Genomic DNA, 21919 nt, shown 5'->3' on the forward strand with positions numbered 1-21919 from the left:
TGTTGGCTTTGACAAGGCGGCAGCGGTCCGGCAAAGTGCGCGCCCTTCTAATAAGACCCATTCTTCAATCCGCTGGCGGCTGATGCAGGCGCCCGGCCGGACTCTTTTCGCTTGTCTGGAGTAACGAAATGAATGCAGTAATTGCCGCGGTCGGCATCATGCTGATACTCAGCCTGTCCCGCGTGCATGTGGTGATCGCGCTGATCGTCGGTGCGCTGGTGGGTGGTTTGACCGGCGGTCTGGGTATTGACGCGACCCTCAAAGCCTTCAACAGCGGCCTCGGCGGCGGGGCGACCGTGGCGTTGTCCTACGCGCTGCTCGGCGCATTCGCAGTGGCGATTGCCAAGTCCGGCATGGCCCACGCCCTGGCCGACAAGGCCTTGGCAATGGTCGATCGCCAGCACGCCACCGGCGGTGGCCAGGTCAAGTGGCTGTTGATCGGCCTGCTGTGGGTGGTGGCCATCGCCTCGCAGAACATCTTGCCGATACATATCGCCTTCATTCCCTTGCTGGTGCCACCGCTTCTTTATGTACTGACCAAGTTGCAACTGGATCGCCGGTTGATCGCTTGCGTCATCACCTTCGGCCTGATCACCCCGTACATGTTCCTGCCCGTGGGTTTCGGCAACATCTTCCTCAATGAAATCCTGCTGGCCAACGTGGCGCGCAGCGGCGTGGACATCAGCGGCATCAACGTCACCCATGCCATGGGCATTCCGGCGCTGGGCATGGTCGCGGGTTTGCTGATCGCGTTCATCAGCTACCGCAAGAAGCGTGTCTACGACCTGACAAAAATCGAGCAGGTCGAGCAGGTGGCGGTGCAATACAACCCGATGAGCCTGCTGGTGGCGGGTGTGGCGATTGCGGCGGCGTTCATCGTTCAGTTGCTGCTGGACTCGATGATCATCGGTGCGCTGGTGGGCTTCCTGATTTTCTCGGTGTCGGGCATCGTCAAATGGCGTGACACCGACGACCTGTTCACCGAAGGCATGAAGATGATGGCGATGATCGGCTTCATCATGATCGCCGCGTCCGGGTTTGCCGAAGTGATGAAGGCCACCGGTGAGGTGCAAACGCTGGTCGAATCGTCGGCGGCGTACATCGATCACAGCAAGGGCATCGGTGCCTTGTTGATGTTGCTGGTGGGCTTGCTGGTGACCATGGGCATCGGCTCGTCGTTCTCCACGGTGCCGATCCTGGCGGCGATTTTTGTGCCGCTGTGCGTGCAACTGGGCTTCAGCCCGATCGCCATCGTGTGCATCGTCGGCACCGCCGGCGCCCTGGGTGACGCCGGTTCGCCAGCCTCGGACTCGACCCTCGGCCCAACCTCCGGCCTGAACATCGACGGCCAGCACCACCACATCTGGGACACCGTGGTCCCGACCTTCCTGCACTACAACCTGCCGTTGCTGGCGTTTGGCTGGGTGGCCGCGATGGTCCTCTGATTTAAAGACGCCCCCGTAGCAGCTGGCGAAGCCTGCGTTCGGCTGCGCAGCAGTCGTGAAACCAGAACACGCTGAGTATCAGCAAAACCGTGCGTTCAGGGTTTACGACTGCTGCTCGGCCGAACGCCGCCTGCGGCAGCTGCTACAGGTTCGTGCAACGTATTCAACTTTTGACCCGGCGTGCCGTTAAAGGCTTTACCCACGCCAACAAAATCAAAAGAGTGAACGTCATGCGCATGAGCCTGAAGGCCAAAGTCCTGTCCCTTGCCGTCCTCCCGGTGTTGCTCTTCGCGCTGGTCATCAGCCTGACCACGTTGTTCATCCTGCAAGGCCAGGCCCGCCAGGAGGTCGTGGAAACCCGCGAGCGCCTGCTCAGCGATGCCAAGGCCACCCTGCAAAGTTACGTTGCCGTGGCCATGACCTCCATCAAGCCGCTGTACGATGCCGCCGCGCAAGGCGATGACGCGGCGCGGGCGCAGGCGATCAAGTTGCTGTCGAACATCACCTACGGCAAGGACGGCTACTTCTTCGGCTACGACTCCAACACCGTGCGCCTGTTCAAGGCCAAAGACCCGGAAGGCGTGGGCAAAAGCTTCAAGGACAACCGTGATCCGAACGGCGTCTACGTCAACCGCGACCTGGTGAAAGTCGCCCAGGACGGTACGCACTACCTGCAATACAGCTCGCCGTTGCCAGGCAACAATCAAGTGCTGGTGCCCAAGCTCGGCTACACCGAGTACCTGCCAAAGTGGGACATGGCGGTCGGTACGTCGGTCAACCTCGACGGCATCGAGGCGCAAGTGGCGGTGGTCGAGGCCAAGGTCCAGGAGCGCATGCAAGGCGTGGTGCTGAGCATCGTCGGTGTGGCCGTGGTGGTGCTGTTGCTGATCGCGGCAGCCGGGATGCTGCTGGCCAACACGATTCTGCGTCCGCTGAACCTGATGAAAGCCAACCTCGACGACATCGCGGCGGGCGAGGGTGACCTGACCCGTCGCCTGACCATCACCAGCCAGGATGAGCTGGGCGAACTGGCTGGGTCGTTCAACCGCTTCGTCGACAAGATTCATGGCCTGGTGCGCCAGATCACTGAAATGACTTCGCAATTGACCGGGCTGGTGACTCAGGTGTCTGAACAGGCCAACCGTTCGGACCAGGCCATGGAGCGCCAGCGTCACGAGACCGATCAGGTCGCCACGGCGATCAACGAGATGTCCGCCGCCGCTCAGGAAGTGGCCAAGAGTGCGCAAAATGCCGCAGTGGCCGCCCAGCAGACCGACGAAGAAGGCCAAGCCGCCAAGCGTGTGGTGGCCGGCAGTATCGTCAAGATTCATGCCTTGGTGGACGACATTCGCAGCAGCGGTGTGTCGCTCGATAGCCTGCAAAAAGACGTGTCGTCGATTGTCAGCGTGCTTGGGGTGATCCGCTCGATTGCCGAGCAGACCAACCTGTTGGCGCTCAACGCCGCCATCGAAGCGGCCCGTGCAGGCGAGGCCGGGCGTGGCTTTGCGGTGGTGGCCGACGAAGTGCGGGCACTGGCCAGCCGTACGCAGATCAGCACTCAGGAAATCCAGGGCATGATCGACCGTTTGCAGGCCGGCACCCAGTCGGCGGTGGAAGCCATGCGTCGTTCCAGCGAGGCCGGCGACGGTACGTCGGCGCAGGCCAACGAGGCGGGCGCCTCGCTCGACACCATGGCGCAGTTGATCGCCACCATCAATTCGATGAACGCGCAGATCGCCAGCGCTGCCGAGGAGCAAACAGCGGTGGCTGAAGAGATCAACCGAAGCGTGCATCAGATTGCGGTGGCGGTGGATAACGTTGCCGATGAAACCCAACTGGGTGCGCAAACCTCACGCAGCCTGGCAGACCTGGGGCAGCGGTTGGGTGGGCTGGTCGGACAATTCCGAATCTGACGCGCAGTGCATTTCTTGTAGCAGCTGGCGCAGCCTGCGTTCGGCTGCGCCAGCTGCTACAGGGGCCGTGGGTCAGGGTCTGTCCCAGTACGGCACTTCGCCGAAACACTCGACAAAGTAGTCGATCACCGTCCTGACCTTCACTGACAGGCGCCGGCTGCCGGGCCAGAGCACGGCAATCTGTTGCGGCTCCAGGCTGTTGGACACCTGATAGCTGCCCAGCACCGGCACCAGCGAGCCGTTGCGCACCGCCTCACCAATCAACCATGACGGAAACATCACCAGGCCCAAGCCCTGTTCGGCGGCTTGCGTCAGGGTGTCGGCGTGATTGCCGGTGATCGGTCCCTTCACCGAATACGGCACCCACGGCTGCGTGCCTTTGCGGAAAAACCAGCGTTGCAGGCCGGACACGCCTTTGTAGGCCAGGCACTGGTGTTTGGCGAGGTCGTCAGGGTGCTGCGGCGTGCCGTGCCGCTCCAGGTAGGCCGGGCTTGCGGCGACCTGAAAACGTTGGGGCGCGAGAATCCGCGCTTGCATGCTGGAGTCGTGCAGCGGGCCGATGCGAAACAGCAGGTCCGCACCTTCCTGTAACGGTGCGACGTAGCTGTCGGTTTGCTGGATATCCAGTTGCAGCTTCGGATAGCGCGCGCACAGTTGCCCCAGCCATGGCGTCAGGTGCCGCTGGCCGAAGACCACCGGCGCATTGATACGCACCAGCCCACTCGGTTCGCTTTGCTGTTCTTGCAACGCTTGTTCGGCTTCTTCCAGTTGCACCAGCACCAGCCGCGCGTGATCTCCCAGCAATCGACCTGCTTCAGTGGGCGTGACGGCGCGGGTATGGCGGTAGAGCAATTGCTGGCTGAGGGCTTGTTCCATCAATTGGATCTGGCGGGAAATCGAAGAGGGCGCCACACCTTCGCGGCGCGCGACTTCGGAAAAACTGCCGTGGTCGAGCACCGCGACAAACAGCCGAAGCGCCTTGAATCCCAATTCGTTAAGGCCGTGCATGGTGAATCCTGCTGTGCGAGTTTCGCAAAAGTGTTGTCCGGATGCTCCCATTTATCGCACAGCTTTGCCAACCGATAATGCGCGCCATGTTTCCTTGAACGGAGTTTTTCTGATGCAGTCTTCCTCTCTCGATAATGTTGGCGCAGTGGCGGCACCGACTCGGCCAGGGTTGCGGTTGTTGCTGCTGCCACTGGTGATTCTGGCCGGCATGGGCCTTTCCGTGGAGGCCGGTTTGCTCGGGCCGCTGGGTGTGCAGGTGGGGCATTTGTCGGCAACCCTGAGCATTTTCGGGGTCGGCTCGGCCATTCTGTTTTTGCTGTTGCTGCTCAGTGGGCCGCAAAAGGGCCCTGCCCTGAGCGAGCTGCCGCGCTGGCAATTGGTGGGTGGTTTTCTCGGGCCGATTTATGTGGTGGTGCTGACGCTGGCGACGCCGCACATTGGTATTGCGATGACGATGATCGCGATCCTGTCGGGGCAGGTCGGTAAAAGTGTGCTGATCGACCATTTCGGCTGGTTCGGCGCGCCACGTAAAAAGGTTAACGCTGAACGCTGGTTGGCCTTGCTGCTGATTGTTGCGGCACTTGTTCTGATTGCTCGGGGGTAATGATGAGTCTGATTATTTTGTTGGTGGTGGTCGTGGCGGCCGGTGCGGTGTTGAGTGTGCAGGCGGCGATCAATGGGCGTCTGGGTGAAACGGTCGGCGTGTTGCGCAGCAGTCTGCTGACGTTTGTGGTGGGGACCGTGGTGACGGGGTTGTTGATTGTATTTTTTGAACCGGCTCATGCGGTGGGGTTGCTGGATATGCCGAAGTGGCAGCTCAGCGGGGCGTTGTTTGGCGTGGTCTACATGATGGTCATGGTCGGGGCGGTGCCGCGGGTGGGTACGGCGGTGGCGACGGTGGCGGTGATTGTCGGGCAGTTGGGGATGGGGATGCTGATCGATAATTTTGGCTGGCTGGGGAATCCGGCGATTGAGTTGTCGGGGAGTCGGGTGGTGGCGATGGGGCTTTTGGGGTTGGCCCTGGTGTTCATGTATCGCAGTAGTTGTCGTCCTGCTGTGGCTGGGTGACCTTGGCGGCCTCTGGGCCGACCAGGCTCTTGGTTGTTGGAGTACATATCCGTTGCTGCGGTAACGGCGGCTTAGGGTTTCGCCCTTACGGCGACTCACTTTTTTACAAGCGCCTAAAAAAGTAAGCAAAAAACGCTTGCCCCTTACGTTCGGCCCCTCGCTTAGGCTCGGTGTTCCTTCGCTCCGGCGTTCATCCGGGGGCATCGCCTCCGGTTGGCTTCGCTTCAACCTCCTCTCGATGTGTGCGGCTTCGCCGCACGGCGCTACGCGCCCACCCCCGGATAAACGCCTCCACTCAGCCTGCCGAGGGGGCGGGTGGATCAAAAGCGGCAGGCGAGCTAACGCTCGGCCTGTTGAGTGGTGAGAAGCGGCGCGGTGTGGGCTGCTCTGCTTTTGCTCTTCTGTGGGAGCCAGCCTGCTGGCGATGGCGGCCTTGTAGCCGACCAATCTCTCCCTGATGCCCCCATTCCAACTGTGCCAGCCTGCTGGCGATGGCTATCAATATCTCCCAGCTCTCCCCTCCATCAACTCCTACACTGGTTAAACGGGCTTCTAACGAGCCCCCGACGTCCACCAAAAAAGGAGTCAGCTCCATGTCCGATGACCGTACCTGTGACTGTCCGAAATGCAATTGCAAGCTCGGCGAGCATCCGATCGTGCGTCACGGTAAGCACTATTGTTGTGAGGCCTGCGCCAAGCATCACGAACACGGTGAAGAATGCAGTCATCAAGGCTGCAAGTGCGCTCACTGACGATACTGTTCTGCACACGGAAAAGTGGAGCCTGGTCGGGCTCCACGTTTCAGTCGGATGCTAATTCGCCGGTCGCCATTTGACGTTTTCCACGCCGAATTTCTCCGCCATCGGTTTGCTGGTCTTTTGCACTTTTTCGCGGCCGAAGCGCGGGATTCGTCCGACGCCGGCGTCGCAGCTTGCCCAATGCCAGGCTTCGGCGTTATCCATCTTTTCCAAACGGATAATGAAAGACTTGGGTGCGCCATGAAGGGTGTACTCGATGACGAAAAGTTTTGCGTTGTTCATAAAGCCCTAGATCCTCCCTGTTGTATTAGAGGGATCGCACGCCTCTCGGAAAATTCATTCGGATTGGCGGACGGTGACGATCGCTGGCGGTGAGTGGGGGGCCTCGTTACCATGAAGCCTTCGCCAACCCCAATGAACGTTGATCATGGCCCTCGCTGCCCCACCAGATCTGACCGATACCGATGTGCCCGTGCAACCGCTGGCGCGGACGTATCCGCGTGGGTTGTTCATCGAGCCCCATGAGCATGTTTGGGGGCAGTTGTTGTATGCCATGAGCGGGGTGATGTGGGTCGAGACGCCCCACGAGGCCTTGGTGGTTCCACCGCAGCGGGCGGTGTGGTTGCCGCCGGGGGTGCCCCACGGGATTCGGGTGGTGTCGGATCTGCAAATGCGCAATATCTACCTGCGCCCGTCGCTGGCAGCCACGCTTGATGAAAGAGTGCAGGTGATAGAGGTTGGCGGGCTGCTGCGCGAGCTGATCGTCAGTCTGGTGGAGCAGGGCGATGAGGGAGCCCCCGACTACTACGAGGCGCTGGTCGGGTTGGCGTTGCTGGAGCTCAAGCGGGCCAGGCGGTCGTTGTTGAAAATCCCCTTGCCGGACGATTCCGACCGGCGCCTGATGAATCTGTGCCAGGCAGTGATGGCCGCGCCGTCGCTGGATATTCCTTTCGAACAGCACGCGGAAAACGCCGGCGCCAGCGTGCGCACGCTGGCGCGGTTGTTCAAGGACGGTTTGGGCATGGGCTTCGCCGAGTGGCGGCGGCAGGTGCAGTTGGCGACAGCGGTGGCCGAGTTGATTCAGGGCGTGCCCGTCAGTGCGATTGCCCGCGAGTTGGGCTATTCACCCAGCAGTTTCAGCGACATGTTCCGCCGGGCGCTGGGTGTCGCGCCTTCGCAATATTCAGCGAGCCAACCCCAGCCATAACGGAAAGCCCTGTAGCAGCTGCCGAAGGCAGCGTCCGGCATGGTTTGGCCGAAAATCAGAAGCACTTGGCCGATGTTCGCGGTCAGCCCTCTCTAGACTTCAGGCTTACCTCAACGGCCCTCGGAGTCTGCCATGAGCTATCTCATTTCTCTGGTTATCGGTCTGGGTGTCGGCCTTCTGTACGGCGCTCTGGATTTTCGTTCGCCCGCGCCACCGGCCATTGCGCTGGTCGGGTTGCTCGGCATGCTTGCCGGCGAAAAAATCTGGCCGATGGGCCGACAGCTGGTGGCTGGCTGGATTTCCTGAACCCCCTTCGTCCACTTGATGGATACCCTGATGAAAGCATTGCAGTTCGATAAAACCGGCGACCTTTCGGCCCTGCGCTACGTTGACGTGGCGACCCCTGTTCCCGGTGCCGATGAGGTGCTGGTGGAGATCAAGGCCGCCGGCCTCAACCCCAGCGATGTGAAGAATGTTCTGGGGCGTTTTCCCTACACGACGCTGCCGCGCATTCCCGGTCGTGATTTCGCCGGGGTCGTCGTCGAGGGGCCGCAGGCGCTGCTCGGTCAGGAGGTCTGGGGCACGGGGCGCGAGCTGGGGTTCTTTGCCGATGGCTCCCATGCGCAATTCGTCAAACTGCCGGCCAATGGCGTGGCACTTAAACCGACGCACTTGAGTTTCGCCCAGGCCGCCAGCCTCGGCGTGCCTTACACCACCGCATGGGATGCACTGGAGCGCAGCCTGGTGACCGCGCAAACCCGTTTGCTGGTGATCGGTGGCGGGGCAGTGGGCAGTGCGGCGTTGGCGTTGGCCAAGGTGCGTGGCGCTCAGGTGCTGGCGGCCGCGCGGCGGCCGGAGCAGGTCAAGGACTTGCAGTCCCAGGGTTATCAGACCCTGCAATTGGATAAACCCGAAGATCTCGGCGCACAAGTCAATGCCGTATTCACCGGTGGCGCTGACGTGATTTTCGACACCACCGGCTTTTGGTTGCCGGCATCCGTTGCGGCGTTGGCCACCTTTGGCCGTATCGCGATCATCGCCGCGCCGGTGGATGGCATGGTGCAGTTACCGGCACTGGCGTTATATCGCAAGGGAGGCTCAGTGGTAGGCATTAACTCGCTGCTATACGGCGTTCAGGCGTGTGCGGCGATGCTCGATCAGTTCGGCCAGTTCTTCGATCAGGATTTGCTGCCGTTGCCCACGGGGTTGTTCGACTCGCCATTGGCTGACGGGGTTGAGCGTTATGCGGAGGTCAATCAGGGGCGAGGTGAGAAAGTCATTTTGTTGCCTTGAGGGTATCGCCCCGTAGGCGCTGCCGACGGCTGCGATCTTTTGTTTTTGCGTTGGTAAATTCAAAAGATCGCAGCCTCGTTGCACTCGTCAGCTCCTACAGGACATGCATTTGTAATGGGCGCGATTCCTGTGACTAACACAAAAGTGATAGCACTATTTGATAGGTGTTCATCCGGGAGCTTCTACTAACGTGTGTCAGGAGTGATACGGTTTTTGGGTCGTAGCAGTTCTGACAGTGCTTAACATTTCATCGTCATTGCTACACGCCCTTCATGGATTGGAGTGGTTTCGCCACGAAAGGAGTTCCCCGTGGAAGCAAGGTTTGGTGTCGCCCTCGTTTCACGTTTTTCCCCACTTTCCCTTGCTGTGCATCTGAGCGTCGCGGGACTGCTGTTCGGCGGGGTGAGCGCACCGGCGTTGGCGACCTGCTCTACGGCAGGCTCCACCGTGACCTGTACCGGCGTGCCGTCGCTGCCGCTGTTTCTCAACAACTTCTCCAGCGCCACCAGTGGCTTGACGGTCAACGTCAACAGCGGGGCGCAGATGAATGCGACCCTCGGCGGCCATGTCATGGACCTGACCGGGGTGAATATCTCCCTGAACAACTCCGGCATCATCGATCCGGCAGTCCTCGACCTGGTGTCGGTGTTGAGCGGCGGTGCATTCATCGGTAGCGGCGCCACCAGTGCGGTCAACGTGCTCAACAATGCCGGCGCGATCATGCGCGGCACCGGCATGTTGCTCGGGCTCAACCTGACCAGCATCAACGGCCTGGCGATTGGCGTGAACAACGCTGCCGCCGGCACCACCAGCATTACCAACAACGGCACCATTACCTCGACCGGTTTGTCGATCGGCGGCATCACCCTGGCCGACACCCCGGTGATCGGCGTCTACGGTGGCTCGCAGGTCAACATGACCAACAGCAACACCGGTGTCATCAACGGCCGGATTGCCTTCGAAACCTCGGCGGCGGGCAACACCTTCACCAACGCCGGTGCGATTACCGGCGGTGTGTCGATGGGCGCGGGGAGCACCAACACCTTCACGGCCGTGACCGGCTCCAGCGTCAGCGTCGGTGACGGCGTGCAGATCAGCGTCGGCCTTGGTGGTCTGGTCAATATCAACCTTACTTTCGCCCCGACTGGTACGGTGGATGGCGGTGCGGGGGGGACTAACAGCCTGATCCTGCAAAACACCAGCGGGGTCGGCGGCGGTATCGCCGAGACTGGCACGGCGTCGAGCGCCACCTACGTCAACTTCAGCAACCTGACCCTCAACAGCGGCACCTGGACGTTGCAGGGGCCATTGGTCAGCGGCGCGACCACGCTCAATGGCGGTATTGCCCAGTTCAACAACAACGCCACGTTCGGTAGCGGCGTGATCACGTCCAACGGCGGGGTTCTGGAGGCCAGCAATGCCGGGTTGAACATCAGCAACCTGATTTCCCTCGGCGCGGGCGGCGTGACGGTGCAAGGCAACAACGCCTCCACGTTGAGCGGGGTGATCTCCGGCAGCGGTGGCCTGACCAAGCTCGGTGCAAGCCAATTGAACCTCAGCGCCGCCAACACCTACCTGGGCAATACCACGCTCAACGGCGGTACGGTGCAGGTGAGCAACAATCAGGCGTTCAGTACCGGCACCGTCAATGTCACTGGCGCGACAACGTTGAGCGCACCGGGCACGATCAGCCTGAACAACGCGATCAGCCTCGGTGGCACGTTGACGGCCGGCGGCACCGGAGCCCTGACCCTCAGCGGCTTGATCAGCGGCAGCAGCGGCCTGACCAAGACCGGAACCGGCAGCCTGACCGTCAGCGGCGCCAACACCGGTTACAGCGGCACCACCACCCTCAGCGCCGGCAGCTTACTGGTGACCAATAACAATTCGCTGGGCAGTGGTGCTCTGAACACCGCCGCTGGCACCAGTCTGGACAGCACCGCCAATGTGACGCTGGCCAATAACATTGGCATGACCGGCGCGCTGAACGTGCTCGGCAGCAATGCCCTGACCCTCGGCGGCGTGCTGGCGGGCACTGGCGGGATCACCAAATCCGGCAGCGCCAGCCTCACGCTGACCGGCAACAACAGCAACAGCGGCAACACATTGCTCAATGCCGGCAGCCTGTTCGTCGGCAGCAACACCGCGCTGGGCACGGGCGCACTGAATACCGCCGCCGGGACCACACTGGATGCGACTGCGGCGGTGACCTTGGCCAACGCCGTCGCAGTGACCGGGGGGCTGACCCTTGGCGGCACGCAGGCATTGGGCCTGAGTGGCGTCGTCAGCGGTGCGGGCAATCTGATCAAGAACGGCAGCGCCAACCTGAGTCTTAGCGGCAACAACACTTTCTCCGGCGGTACCGCGCTCAATGCAGGCACGCTGATTGTCGGTTCCAATACGGCGCTGGGTACCGGTGCCTTGACCACTGCGGCAGGCACCACCCTCGACGCCAGCACCGCGGTTGCGCTGACCAACGCGGTCTCCCTCGGCGGCAACCTGAACATTGGTGGCAGCGCCAACCTGACCCTGGGCGGGATTGTCAGCGGCAGCGGCGGGTTGACCAAAAACGGCGCGGCCAACCTGATTCTCAACGGCGCCAACACCTTCCTTGGTGCCGTCGCGTTGAACGCGGGGACGATCACGGCGGGTGCCAACGCGACGCTTGGCAGCGGCAATATCACCGTGGGCGGCGTGGCAACCCTCGACAGCAATGCGGCGGTGACGCTCAACAACAGCATCATTCTCAACAACAGTCTAGGGATCGGCGGCAGCAATGCCCTGACTCTCGGTGGCGTGATCAGCGGGGCCAGCCAGCTGGTGAAAAACGGCGCCGCCAATCTCACGCTCAACGGCACCAACACCTACAGCGGCGGCACCACGTTGAATGCCGGCAGCCTGACCGTCGGGAACGGCGCGGCACTGGGCACCGGCGCCTTGACGGTAGAAGGGGCGGGCACGCTCAACAGCAGTTCGGCCGTGGCACTGAACAACAACGTCATTCTCAATGCCAACCTCACCGCCGGCGGCGCCAACGCGCTGACCCTCGGCGGGGTGATCAGTGGCGGCAACGGTTTGATCAAGACCGGCGCATCGAGCCTGACGCTCAATGGCAATAACACCTACACCGGCACCACTGCGCTGAATGCCGGTTCGCTGGTCGTCGGCTCCAATTCCGCCCTCGGCACCGGTACGCTGAACGCGTCGAACGGCACCACGCTGGATGCCGGCACTGCCGCCGCCCTGGCGAACAACGTCAACCTCGCGGGCACACTGACCTTGGGCGGCACCAATGCACTGACCCTCGGCGGCGTGGTTGCCGGTATCGGTGGACTGACCAAGAACGGCGCTGCCAATCTGACCCTCAACGGCGCCAACACTTATTTTGGCAACACCGTGTTGAACACCGGCAAACTGACCGTCGGCAGCAACACCGCGCTGGGTTCCGGTACGTTGAACGCGGCGGTCAACACGACGCTGGACGCCAACACGGCCGTCAGCCTGAACAATGCGGTGGCGCTGGCCGGTGCCTTGAACATCGGCGGCACGGCGAATATGACCCTGACCAGTCTGGTCAGCGGCGCTGGCAGTCTGGTGAAAAACGGCGCGGCCAATCTGATTCTCAACGCCGCCAACAACTACCTCGGCGGCACCACGCTGAACGCCGGCACACTGACCGTTGGCAACAGTTCGGCGCTGGGCTCCGGTGCATTGACCGTTGCCGGCGCGGCGACACTGGACAGCAACTCGCCGCTGGTCAGCCTCAACAACGCGATCGCATTGAATGCCGCGCTGACCGTGGGCGGCACGCAGAACCTCACCCTTGGCGGCGTCACCAGTGGCACTGGCCAGTTGATCAAGAACGGCGCTGCCAACCTCACCCTCAATGGCAACAACACCTTCAGCGGCGGCACCACGCTTAACGCCGGCACGCTGACCCTGGGCAATGCCAGCGGTCTGGGCAGCGGGGCATTGGTCGTCGGTGGTGCGGCAACGCTGGATAACAGCGCGTCGTTCGGCATCGGTAATGCGATCACGCTGAACGCCGGGCTGACGGTTGCGGGCAACAATGATTTGAGTTTGAACGGCGTCCTCAGCGGTGCTGGCAGCCTGACCAAAAACGGTCTGTCGGACCTGACCCTCGCGGGCAACAACACCTTCACCGGCGCGCTGAATATCGTCTCGGGCAGCGTCACCACCCTCAACACCAACGCCTTGGGCAACACCTCCGGCGTCAACATCAGCGCCGGTGCCGGCCTGAACCTGGGCAGCGACGCCAGCCTCGGCGCGCTGACCGGCAGCGGCAGTGTGCAACTCACCGGCAGCAACACGCTGACCGTCGGTGGCGGCAACGTCACCAGCACGTTTGACGGCGACCTCAGCGGCAGCGGCGGTCTGGTCAAAGTCGGCACCGGCACCCTGAACCTCACCGGGATCAACGGCATCACCGGCAACACCGCGATCAATGGCGGTACCGTCGATCTCAGCGGTTCGCTGGCCAGTGCTCAGATCAACGTCAACACTGGCGGTACGCTGACCGGCACCGGTTCGGCGATTGGTAGCGTCAACGTCAATAGCGGTGGCCATCTGGCGTTGTCGTCGGGCAACCAACTGTCCGCCAGTGCTCTGACCCTGGCTGCCGGCAGCAACGTCGATGTGGCGTTGGGCACACCGTCGACCACCTCGCTGATGAACGTCGGCGGCAACCTCACCCTCAACGGTAACCTCAACGTCACCGATGCCGGCGGTTTTGGCGTTGGCGTGTATCGCCTGTTCAACTACACCGGTGCCCTGACCAACCTGGGTCTCGATGTCGCCGGCGTGCCGGTCGGTTACGGCCTCGGCGACCTGGTGGTGCAAACCGGCGTGGCCAATCAGATCAACATTCAAGTGTCGGCGCCGAACGTCAATATCCGTTACTGGGACGGCAGCCAGACCATTGCCAACGGCGTCGTTGATGGCGGCAGCGGCACATGGAATGCGGTCGGCACCAACTGGACCGATGCCAACGGTTTGGTCAATCAACCGTGGGCCGGCGATTTCGCGGTGTTCCAGGGCACCGCCGGCACTGTGACGGTGAATGGCACGCAAGCGTTCACGGGTATGCAATTCCTTACCGACGGCTACAACGTGGTCAACGGTGCGGCGGGACAACTCATGGCGGTCAACGGCACCGGCGGCACCACTTCGTTGCGCGTCGATCCGGGCGTGACCGCGACCATCAATGCCAATATCGATGGCAGCGGCATCCTCAATAAACTCGACGCAGGCACCTTGGTGCTCGGCGGTGCCAACGCCTATACCGGCGGCACGCAACTGGACGGCGGCAAGATCATCGTCGGCAGCAACACCGCACTCGGCACTGGCACGTTGACGGCGAACGCCGGCACGCAACTGGATAGCAACGCGGCGGTGACACTGGCCAACGCGGCGACACTCAACGGCAACCTCACCATTGTTGGCAGCAATGCGCTGACCCTCAACGGTGTGATTGGCGGCACGGGCGGCCTGATCAAGAGCGGCGCGGCGAACCTGACACTGGGCGGCAACAACGCCTTCCTCGGCCCGGTCGCTTTGAACGCGGGCGGCTTGGTTTTGGCGTCGAATTCGGCGCTCGGCTCCGGCACCCTGAATGCCGCTGGCGGCACCACGCTGGATGCCAGCACCGGGGTTTCGCTGAACAACGCGGTCAACCTGGCGGGCAACCTTGGCATCGTCGGCACGGCGGATCTGACGCTGGCCGGCACCGTCAACGGCGCCGGCAGCCTGAGCAAAAACGGCGCAGCCAACCTGACCCTGAGCGGCAATAACAACTTCCTCGGCGGCACCACTCTGAACGCCGGCACCCTGACCGCTGGCAGCAACTCGGCGCTGGGCCTGGGCAACCTGACCGTGGCAGGGGCCTCGGCGCTGGACAGCAACAGCGCGCTGAGCCTGGGCAACAACGTGGTGCTCAACGCCAACCTGAGCAACACCGGTACCAACAACCTGACCCTCGCTGGCGTCATCAGCGGCGCCGGCGGACTGATCAAGAACGGCGCGTCGAACCTGACCCTTAACGGCGTCAACACCTGGTCCGGTGGCACCACACTGAATGCCGGTACGCTAACCCTCGGCAGTAACGCCGCATTGGGCAGTGGCGCGCTGACGGTCACTGGCGATGCAACCATTACTGATAACACGTCACTGGCGCTGGCCAACAACATCAACGTCAATACCAATGCCAATCTGACCATCGCCAATAACCTTGCCTTTAAGCTTGATGGCGTGATCAGCGGCAGCGGTACGTTGACCCAGGATGGCTCGGCGATACTGATTCTTACCGGCAACAACACCTTCAACGGACTGATCGATATTTTGGCCGGCGGCGTTAACACCGTTGGCAGCTCCGCCCTGGGCGATAACGCCACCGTCAATCTCGCCGCCGGTACCTCGCTCGGCATCGGTGATTCGACCAGCATCGGCAGCCTGACCGGCGGCGGCAGGGTTTTTATCGGTGACTTCGACATCCTGAGCATTGGTGGCAACAATCAGAGCAGCACATTCGACGGCGCTCTGCTGGACGGCATCGACCGGGGCGGGCTGACCAAACTGGGCAGCGGCACATTGACACTGACCGGCAACAACACCCTCACCGGCGACACCAACGTCAACGCCGGCACCCTGCAAGTCAACGGCTCGCTCGGCAGCGACATTGTGCTGGTCAACAACGGCGGCACCCTGGGCGGTAGCGGTACGCTGGACGGCGCGGTGACGGTGGCCGATGGCGGTCATCTGGCGGGCGTGACCGGCAGCACATTGTCCGTCGGTTCGCTGATGTTCAACGGCAACTCCAACTTCGATGTTGGCCTCGGCACACCGGTGTCCGGTGGCGGCAATGCGTTGGTCAGCGTCGGCGGCAACCTGACCCTCGACGGTACGCTCAATGTCAGTGACATCGGCGGTTTCGGCAGCGGCGTTTATCGGCTGATCGACTACACCGGCGGCCTGACCGACAACGGCATGCTGCTCGGCACGCTGCCGGGCAGCGTCACGCCGGGTGACCTGCAACTGCAAACCGCGCTGGCCAATCAGATCAACCTGCTGGTGACGGCACCGGGTGTCACCGTGCAGTTCTGGGACGGCAACCAACTGGTCGCCAACGGTTCGGTCGATGGTGGCAGCGGCACCTGGGGTACCGGCACCACCAACTGGACCGACGTCAACGGCACCACCAACCAAGGCTGGGCCAATAACTTCGCAGTGTTCCAGGGAGCGGCAGGTACCGTCACCGTGAATGGCGCGCAAACCATCACTGGGATGCAGTTCGTCACCGATGGCTACAGCCTGCAAAACGGCACGGCGGGTTCGCTGAACCTGGTCAACGGTTCGCTGGGCAACGCCACGGTGCGTGTCGATCCGAACGCGACGGCGACCATCGGCGTAGCGCTCAACGGTGCCGGCACCCTCGGCAAGTACGACACCGGCACCCTGGTGCTCAATGCCGCCAACGGCTACACCGGGGGCACCGCGCTCAATGGCGGCAAGATCGTGGTCGGCAACAACGCCGCCCTCGGCACCGGCGTTTTGACTGCCGCTGCCGGCACGGCGCTGGACAGCAACAGCGCGGTTACCCTGGCCAACGATGTGGTGCTCAATGGCGGCTTGAACGTTGCCGGCTCCAACGCCTTGACCCTCGACGGTGACGTCAGCGGCAGTGGCAGTCTGATCAAGACCGGCGCTTCGAGCCTGACCCTCAACGGCAGTAACACCTACAGCGGCGGCACCCAGCTTTCCGACGGGACGCTGATCCTCGGCAACAACAGCGCGATCAGCAGTGGCGCCCTGAGTGTGCTCGGCAACGGCACACTCGACAGCACGTCGGCGCTGCAACTGGCCAATGCCATCAACCTCGGCGCGCAATTGACCCTCGCCGGCAATCAAAACACCAGCCTGATCGGCGCGATCACCGGCAGCGGCAGCCTGGTGAAAAACGGCGCGGGTGACCTGGCGCTCAGCGGCGCCAACACCTACAGCGGCGGCACCACGCTCAGCGCTGGCAGCACCCGTGGCGACACCAGCAGCCTGCAAGGCGCAATCGTCAACAACGCGACCCTGACCTTCGAGCAAAACGCCGACGGCAGTTACACCGGCAACCTCACCGGCACCGGCACACTGAACAAAACCGGCACCGGCCAGTTACTGCTCAGCGGCAACAACGGCCTCACCGGCAACACCTCGGTGCAAGCCGGCAGCCTGATCGTCAATGGCGTGCTCAACAGTGCCAACGTCAACGTCGCCAGCGGGGCGAAGATCGGCGGCAGCGGTCAGCTCGGCGGCGACGTGCAACTGGCCAGCGGGGCAACGCTGGTCGGTGGCGACACGACAACGCCGTTGTCTGTGGGGGCGCTGACATTGTCCTCGGGTAGCAATCTGGATTTCAGCCTCGGCTCGGCGACCAGTTCGACCACCGTCGTCAACGTCGCCGGTAACCTGACCCTCGACGGCACGTTGAACATCAGCAATGCCGGCGGATTCGGCATCGGCGTCTATCAACTGTTCAGCTACGGCGGCAGCTTGACCGACAACGGCCTGGACTACGGCAGCCTGCCGGTGTCGGCGGCGAACCTGACCCTGCAAACGGCGCTGGCCAATCAAATCAACCTGCTGGTGCAAGGCACGCCGGGTGAGGTGCAGTTCTGGAACGGCGGTAAAACCAACCCTGACGGCAGCATCGGTGGCGGCAGCGGTGTGTGGGGACCGGGGACCAATTGGACCGATCCAAGCGGCACTCAGGCGCTGGGCGCCAACGGCCAGTTCGCGGTATTCGGCGGGCAGGGCGGCACCGTGACGGTGCTCGGCAACCAGAGCTTCACCGGGTTGCAGTTCCTCGGCAGCGGTTACAGCCTGGCGCCCGGTGCGGGCGGCACGCTGACACCGGTGAACGGCGCGGGTGGCAGTCTCGCGCCAGTGCGGGTTAACGCGGGGGCGACCACGGAAATTTCAGTACCGTTGGTGGGCAGTGGCGGCATCGAAAAACTTGATTCCGGCACCCTGTTGCTCAGTGCGGCCAACACCTACAGCGGCGGCACCACCGTCAGCGGCGGTACGCTGATCGGTAACACCACCAGCCTGCAAGGCAACATCCTCAACAATGCACAATTGGTGTTCCAGCAGAACGTCGCCGGTCAGTTCAACGGCACGCTCAGTGGCAGCGGCCGGCTGGCCAAACGCGGTGCTGGACGTTTGTTGCTGACCGGTAATCAGCCGTTCAGCGGCAGCGTCTCGGTGGATCAGGGCGTGTTGCAAGTCGGCAGCCTTGCGGCCCGCGCGTCGCTCGCTGGACAGATCACCGTGGCCAATGGCGCTGGCCTGAGCGGTAACGGCAGTGTCGGCGCGGTGGACAACCACGGCGTCGTGGCATCCGGCGGGGCTGATGGCACCTTGAGTGTAAGCGGTAACCTGACCAACGCCGCCGATGGTGTGCTGGCACTCACGGTCAGCTCGCCAACCGCCACACCACTGGTCGTCGGCGGCACTGCAGTCCTCGGTGGCGGCCTGCAAGTGACGAGCCTCGCACCGTTCACCGGCAACACCATCTATTCACTGATCAGTGCTGGCGGCGTGTCGGGAACATTCAGTACAACCGATCTGCCGCAATACGCGTTCCTCAACACCGCGCTGATTTACGATGCGAACGCGGTGAACCTGGCGGTCAGCCGCAACGGCAACTCGTTCGCCGACGTGGCCGCAACCGGCAACCAGTTCAACACCGCTACGGCGTTGACCAACAACGGGCCGGCCGGGGCAACGTTGCAAAACGAAATCCTCAACCTCAGTGTCGCCGAGGCACGCAACGCCTTCGACAGCTTGTCCGGGGAAATCCATGCGAGTACCGCCAGTGCAATCCTTGAGGATTCGCGCTACGTGCGCGACGCCGTCAACGACCGCATGCGCCAGCCGTCGTGCAGCGCAGCGGATGATCCGCGCAATGCCCTCGCACCCAGCGACAATCAGTTGAGCAGCAACGGTTGCCACGGCGAGATGGTCGGTTGGGTGCGTGCCTTGGGGGCGTGGGGTGAGTCGGATGGCGACAGCAACAGCGCGAAGCTGGATCGCAACCTCAGCGGTTTCATGCTCGGCACCGACAAGCAACTTGACGATCAGTGGCGTGTTGGGATGGTCGCCGGCTACACCCGCAGCGATATTGACGCACATGACCGGCGTTCGGACGCCACGGTGGAGAGCTACCACCTGGCGGCATACCTGAACTCGCAGTTCGATGCGCTGGCCGTGCGCCTTGGCGCGGCGTACAGCTGGCACGACATCGAAAGCAAACGCGACGTCAGTGTCGGTGCCTACAACGATCGCCTGGAAGCCAACTACGACGCGCGCAGCGCCCAGGTATTTGGCGAAGTCGGTTACACCGTCGAAGCCGCGGGTATCGCGCTTGAGCCATTCGCCGGCCTGGCCTACGTCAACTACGACAGCGACAAGGCCAAGGAGAAAGGCGGGGTGGGGCGCCTGTCGGCTGAATCCGATCAGGACATCACGTTCTCCACTCTCGGCCTGCGCGCCGGCAAACGCATCACCCTGGCCAACGGTGGACAGTTCACCCCGCGTGCCGCCATTGGCTGGCGTCACGCCTTCGGTGACACCAAACCCGACGCGGACATGACCTTCATCGACGGCGGTGCCTCGTACACCGTGCAGGGTGTGCCGATTGCCGAGGACAGCGCCGTGCTTGAAGCCGGGGTGGATTTCCAGATCAGCCCGACTGGCAAACTCGGCATCGGTTATTCAGGGCAAGTCTCCGGCGACAGCAACGACCATGCGATGACCATCAGTTTCAGCCTCGGGTTCTGATTCGCTTCTGCAATGCTTGACCGCCCGCAAGGGCGGTTTTTTTTGCCTCGGGTTCAGCCATGCCTTGCTCTGCTAGAATCGGCGCCATTGACCCAACGAGGTGCCCATGATGAGCGAGCCGATCCGCCTGACCCAGTACAGCCATGGCGCTGGGTGCGGTTGCAAGATTTCCCCACAAGTACTGGAAGTGATTCTGGCCGGCAGCGGTGCGCAGAATCTGGACCCGAAACTGTGGGTCGGCAACGCCTCGCGCGATGATGCTGCGGTCTATTCCATCGATGAAGAGCGCGGCGTGGTATCGACCACTGATTTTTTCATGCCGATCGTCGATGATCCGTTCGATTTCGGTCGCATTGCTGCCACCAATGCCATCAGCGATATCTACGCCATGGGCGGCGATCCGTTGATGGCGATCGCGATCCTCGGCTGGCCAGTCAACGTGCTGGCGCCGGAAATTGCCCGTGAAGTCATTCGTGGCGGGCGCTCGGTGTGCGATGAGGCCGGCATTCCACTGGCCGGTGGTCACTCCATCGATGCGCCAGAGCCGATCTTCGGCCTGGCCGTGACCGGGCTGTTGGAAAAACGCCACATGAAGCGCAACGACACCGCCACCGCCGGTTGCTTGCTGTACCTGACCAAACCGCTGGGCATCGGCATCCTTACCACGGCGGAAAAAAAGGGCAAGTTGCGCAGTGCCGACGTTGGCCTGGCCCGCGACTGGATGTGCACCCTGAACAAACCCGGCAGCCGCTTCGGTAAACTCGAAGGCGTCACCGCGATGACCGACGTCACCGGTTTCGGCCTGCTCGGGCATCTGGTGGAAATGGCTGATGGCAGCCACCTGACCGCGCGTATCGAATACGACCGGGTACCGCGTTTGCCGGGCGTCGAGTATTACCTCGAACAAGGTTGCGTGCCCGGCGGCACCTTGCGCAATTTCGACAGCTACGCCAGCAAACTTGGACGCCTGCAAGAGCTGCACAAACGGGTGCTGTGCGATCCGCAGACCAGCGGCGGCCTGTTGATTGCCGTCACGCCTGCGGGCAATGCTGAATTCCTCAAGGTCGCTGGTGAGCTGGGCCTCGATCTGGTGCCGATCGGCGAACTGGTCGAGCGACAGAGCAACGCGGTCGAGGTGTCTTGATGTCTGTCGACTACACCGATTACCGCGACATCTTTCTCAACGACCGGCCGATGATGGACGCCCGTGCGCCGATCGAATTTTCCAAGGGCTCATTTCCCGGCGTGATCAACCTGCCGCTGATGAACGATCACGAGCGGCAGCGCATCGGCACCTGTTACAAGCAACATGGCCAGCAAGCGGCCATCGAACTGGGCCATCAACTGGTGTCCGGTGACGTCAAGGCCGAGCGCATCCAGGCCTGGGCGGAGTTCGCCCGGGCGCATCCCGATGGTCTTTTGTATTGTTTTCGCGGCGGCCTGCGTTCGCAGATCGTTCAGCAATGGCTCAAGAACGAGGCGGGCATCGACTATCCACGAGTTGGCGGCGGCTACAAGGCCATGCGCACCTTCCTGCTGGAGACCGTCGATCAAGCCGTCGCCCAGTGCGATTTCGTGCTGTTGGGTGGCATGACCGGCACCGGCAAAACCGAAGTCCTGACGCAACTGAGCAACGGCCTGGACCTTGAGGGTTACGCCAATCATCGCGGTTCCAGTTTCGGCAAACGCGCCACGGGCCAGCCATCGAACATCGACTTCGAGAATCGCCTGGCAGTGGATGTGCTGAAAAAGCGAGCCCGCGGTCTGGAGCAATTCGTACTCGAAGACGAGAGCCGCGCGGTGGGTAGTTGTGCGCTGCCATTGCCGCTGTACCAGGGCATGCAACGGTTTCCCATGGTCTGGCTGGAAGACAGCCTGCAAGGGAGGGTCGAGCGGATCTTGCGTGATTACGTGGTGGATTTGTGTGCCGAGTTCATCGCCGTGCATGGCGATGAAGGCTTTGCGCTGTTCTCCGAACGCTTGCTGGAAAGCCTGAACAACGTGCAGAAACGCCTGGGGGGCGAACGCCATCAGCGGATGCTGATCCTGATGGAGCAAGCGTTGCTCGAGCAGGGTCGCAGTGGTGCGGTGGATTTGCACCGGGGCTGGATCGAAGGGTTGCTGGTTGAGTATTACGATCCGATGTATGCCTTTCAGCGGGAAAAGAAGGGCGCACGGATTGAGTTTGCGGGGGAGCAGCGGGCGGTATTGGAGTATTTGCGGGAGCGGGTGAATCAACGGGGTTGAGGGTGGATTCAACGACCGCATCGCTGGCAAGCCAGCTCCCACAATGTGCTTGGTTACTCCCGGATTTTGTGGTCACACAAGACCCCTGTGGGAGCTGGCTTGCCAGCGATGAGGGCCGAACCGGCCACGCAACAC

At 62.4% G+C, this 21919-nt stretch carries 13 protein-coding genes; 11 read left to right on the plus strand and 2 right to left on the minus strand.

What is annotated here, in order from left to right:
- Positions 1-128 precede the first annotated feature (128 nt).
- Complete coding sequence (locus KVG88_RS13070) at positions 129-1445, plus strand: Na+/H+ antiporter family protein (protein ID WP_150703212.1); 1317 nt, start codon at positions 129-131, stop codon at positions 1443-1445.
- Positions 1446-1681: 236 nt separating this feature from the next.
- Complete coding sequence (gene ctpM, locus KVG88_RS31465) at positions 1682-3358, plus strand: methyl-accepting chemotaxis protein CtpM (protein WP_496197685.1); 1677 nt, start codon at positions 1682-1684, stop codon at positions 3356-3358.
- 72 nt (positions 3359-3430) lie between these two features.
- Here the strand turns inward: ctpM and KVG88_RS13080 are convergent, their stop codons facing one another.
- Entirely contained in the window at positions 3431-4366 is a 936-nt protein-coding gene (locus KVG88_RS13080) for a LysR family transcriptional regulator (protein WP_217871660.1), read from the minus strand.
- A gap of 112 nt (positions 4367-4478) precedes the next feature.
- On the opposite strand from KVG88_RS13080, the gene KVG88_RS13085 reads away from it, so the two are divergent.
- The 3 genes from KVG88_RS13085 (at position 4479) to KVG88_RS13095 (ending at position 6186) form a co-directional block, all read left to right on the plus strand.
- Positions 4479-4970, plus strand: coding sequence for a DMT family transporter (locus KVG88_RS13085; protein WP_217871661.1), 492 nt, complete (start codon positions 4479-4481; stop codon positions 4968-4970).
- Positions 4970-5434: a DMT family transporter gene (locus KVG88_RS13090; RefSeq protein WP_150703216.1), complete on the plus strand. Its 465-nt coding sequence runs from the start codon at positions 4970-4972 to the stop codon at positions 5432-5434. The genes KVG88_RS13085 and KVG88_RS13090 overlap by 1 nt, the downstream gene beginning before the upstream one ends.
- A gap of 593 nt (positions 5435-6027) precedes the next feature.
- Positions 6028-6186, plus strand: coding sequence for a metallothionein (locus KVG88_RS13095; RefSeq protein WP_150703217.1), 159 nt, complete (start codon positions 6028-6030; stop codon positions 6184-6186).
- A gap of 60 nt (positions 6187-6246) precedes the next feature.
- On the opposite strand, the gene KVG88_RS13100 is transcribed toward KVG88_RS13095, so the two are convergent.
- The gene (locus KVG88_RS13100) at positions 6247-6474 is read right to left on the minus strand and encodes a DUF6555 family protein (protein WP_064678785.1); all 228 of its coding nucleotides are present in this window, start codon (positions 6472-6474) and stop codon (positions 6247-6249) included.
- A gap of 145 nt (positions 6475-6619) precedes the next feature.
- Here KVG88_RS13100 and KVG88_RS13105 point away from each other — a divergent pair, with 145 nt between their 5' ends.
- The 6 genes from KVG88_RS13105 to mnmH all read left to right on the plus strand — a co-directional run bounded on the left by KVG88_RS13105 (position 6620) and on the right by mnmH (position 21784).
- Positions 6620-7399, plus strand: coding sequence for an AraC family transcriptional regulator (locus tag KVG88_RS13105; RefSeq protein ID WP_150703218.1), 780 nt, complete (start codon positions 6620-6622; stop codon positions 7397-7399).
- A 132-nt stretch (positions 7400-7531) separates the two neighbouring features.
- Positions 7532-7705 carry a DUF1427 family protein gene (locus KVG88_RS13110; protein WP_075948275.1) on the plus strand — a complete coding sequence of 58 codons (174 nt, stop codon included), beginning with the start codon at positions 7532-7534 and terminating at the stop codon, positions 7703-7705.
- Positions 7706-7735: 30 nt separating this feature from the next.
- Entirely contained in the window at positions 7736-8692 is a 957-nt protein-coding gene (locus KVG88_RS13115) for a quinone oxidoreductase family protein (protein ID WP_217871662.1), read from the plus strand.
- 309 nt (positions 8693-9001) lie between these two features.
- Positions 9002-19537: an autotransporter-associated beta strand repeat-containing protein gene (locus tag KVG88_RS13120; RefSeq protein ID WP_217871663.1), complete on the plus strand. Its 10536-nt coding sequence runs from the start codon at positions 9002-9004 to the stop codon at positions 19535-19537.
- Between the two features lie 109 nt (positions 19538-19646).
- Positions 19647-20681, plus strand: a complete 1035-nt coding sequence (selD, locus tag KVG88_RS13125; protein WP_217871664.1) for a selenide, water dikinase SelD — start codon at positions 19647-19649, stop codon at positions 20679-20681.
- Positions 20681-21784: a tRNA 2-selenouridine(34) synthase MnmH gene (mnmH, locus tag KVG88_RS13130; protein WP_217871665.1), complete on the plus strand. Its 1104-nt coding sequence runs from the start codon at positions 20681-20683 to the stop codon at positions 21782-21784. Before selD ends, mnmH begins: the two co-directional genes overlap by 1 nt.
- Positions 21785-21919 lie beyond the last annotated feature (135 nt).

Source organism: Pseudomonas azerbaijanoccidentalis, assembly GCF_019145495.1.
Classification (GTDB): Bacteria; Pseudomonadota; Gammaproteobacteria; order Pseudomonadales; family Pseudomonadaceae; genus Aquipseudomonas; species Aquipseudomonas azerbaijanoccidentalis.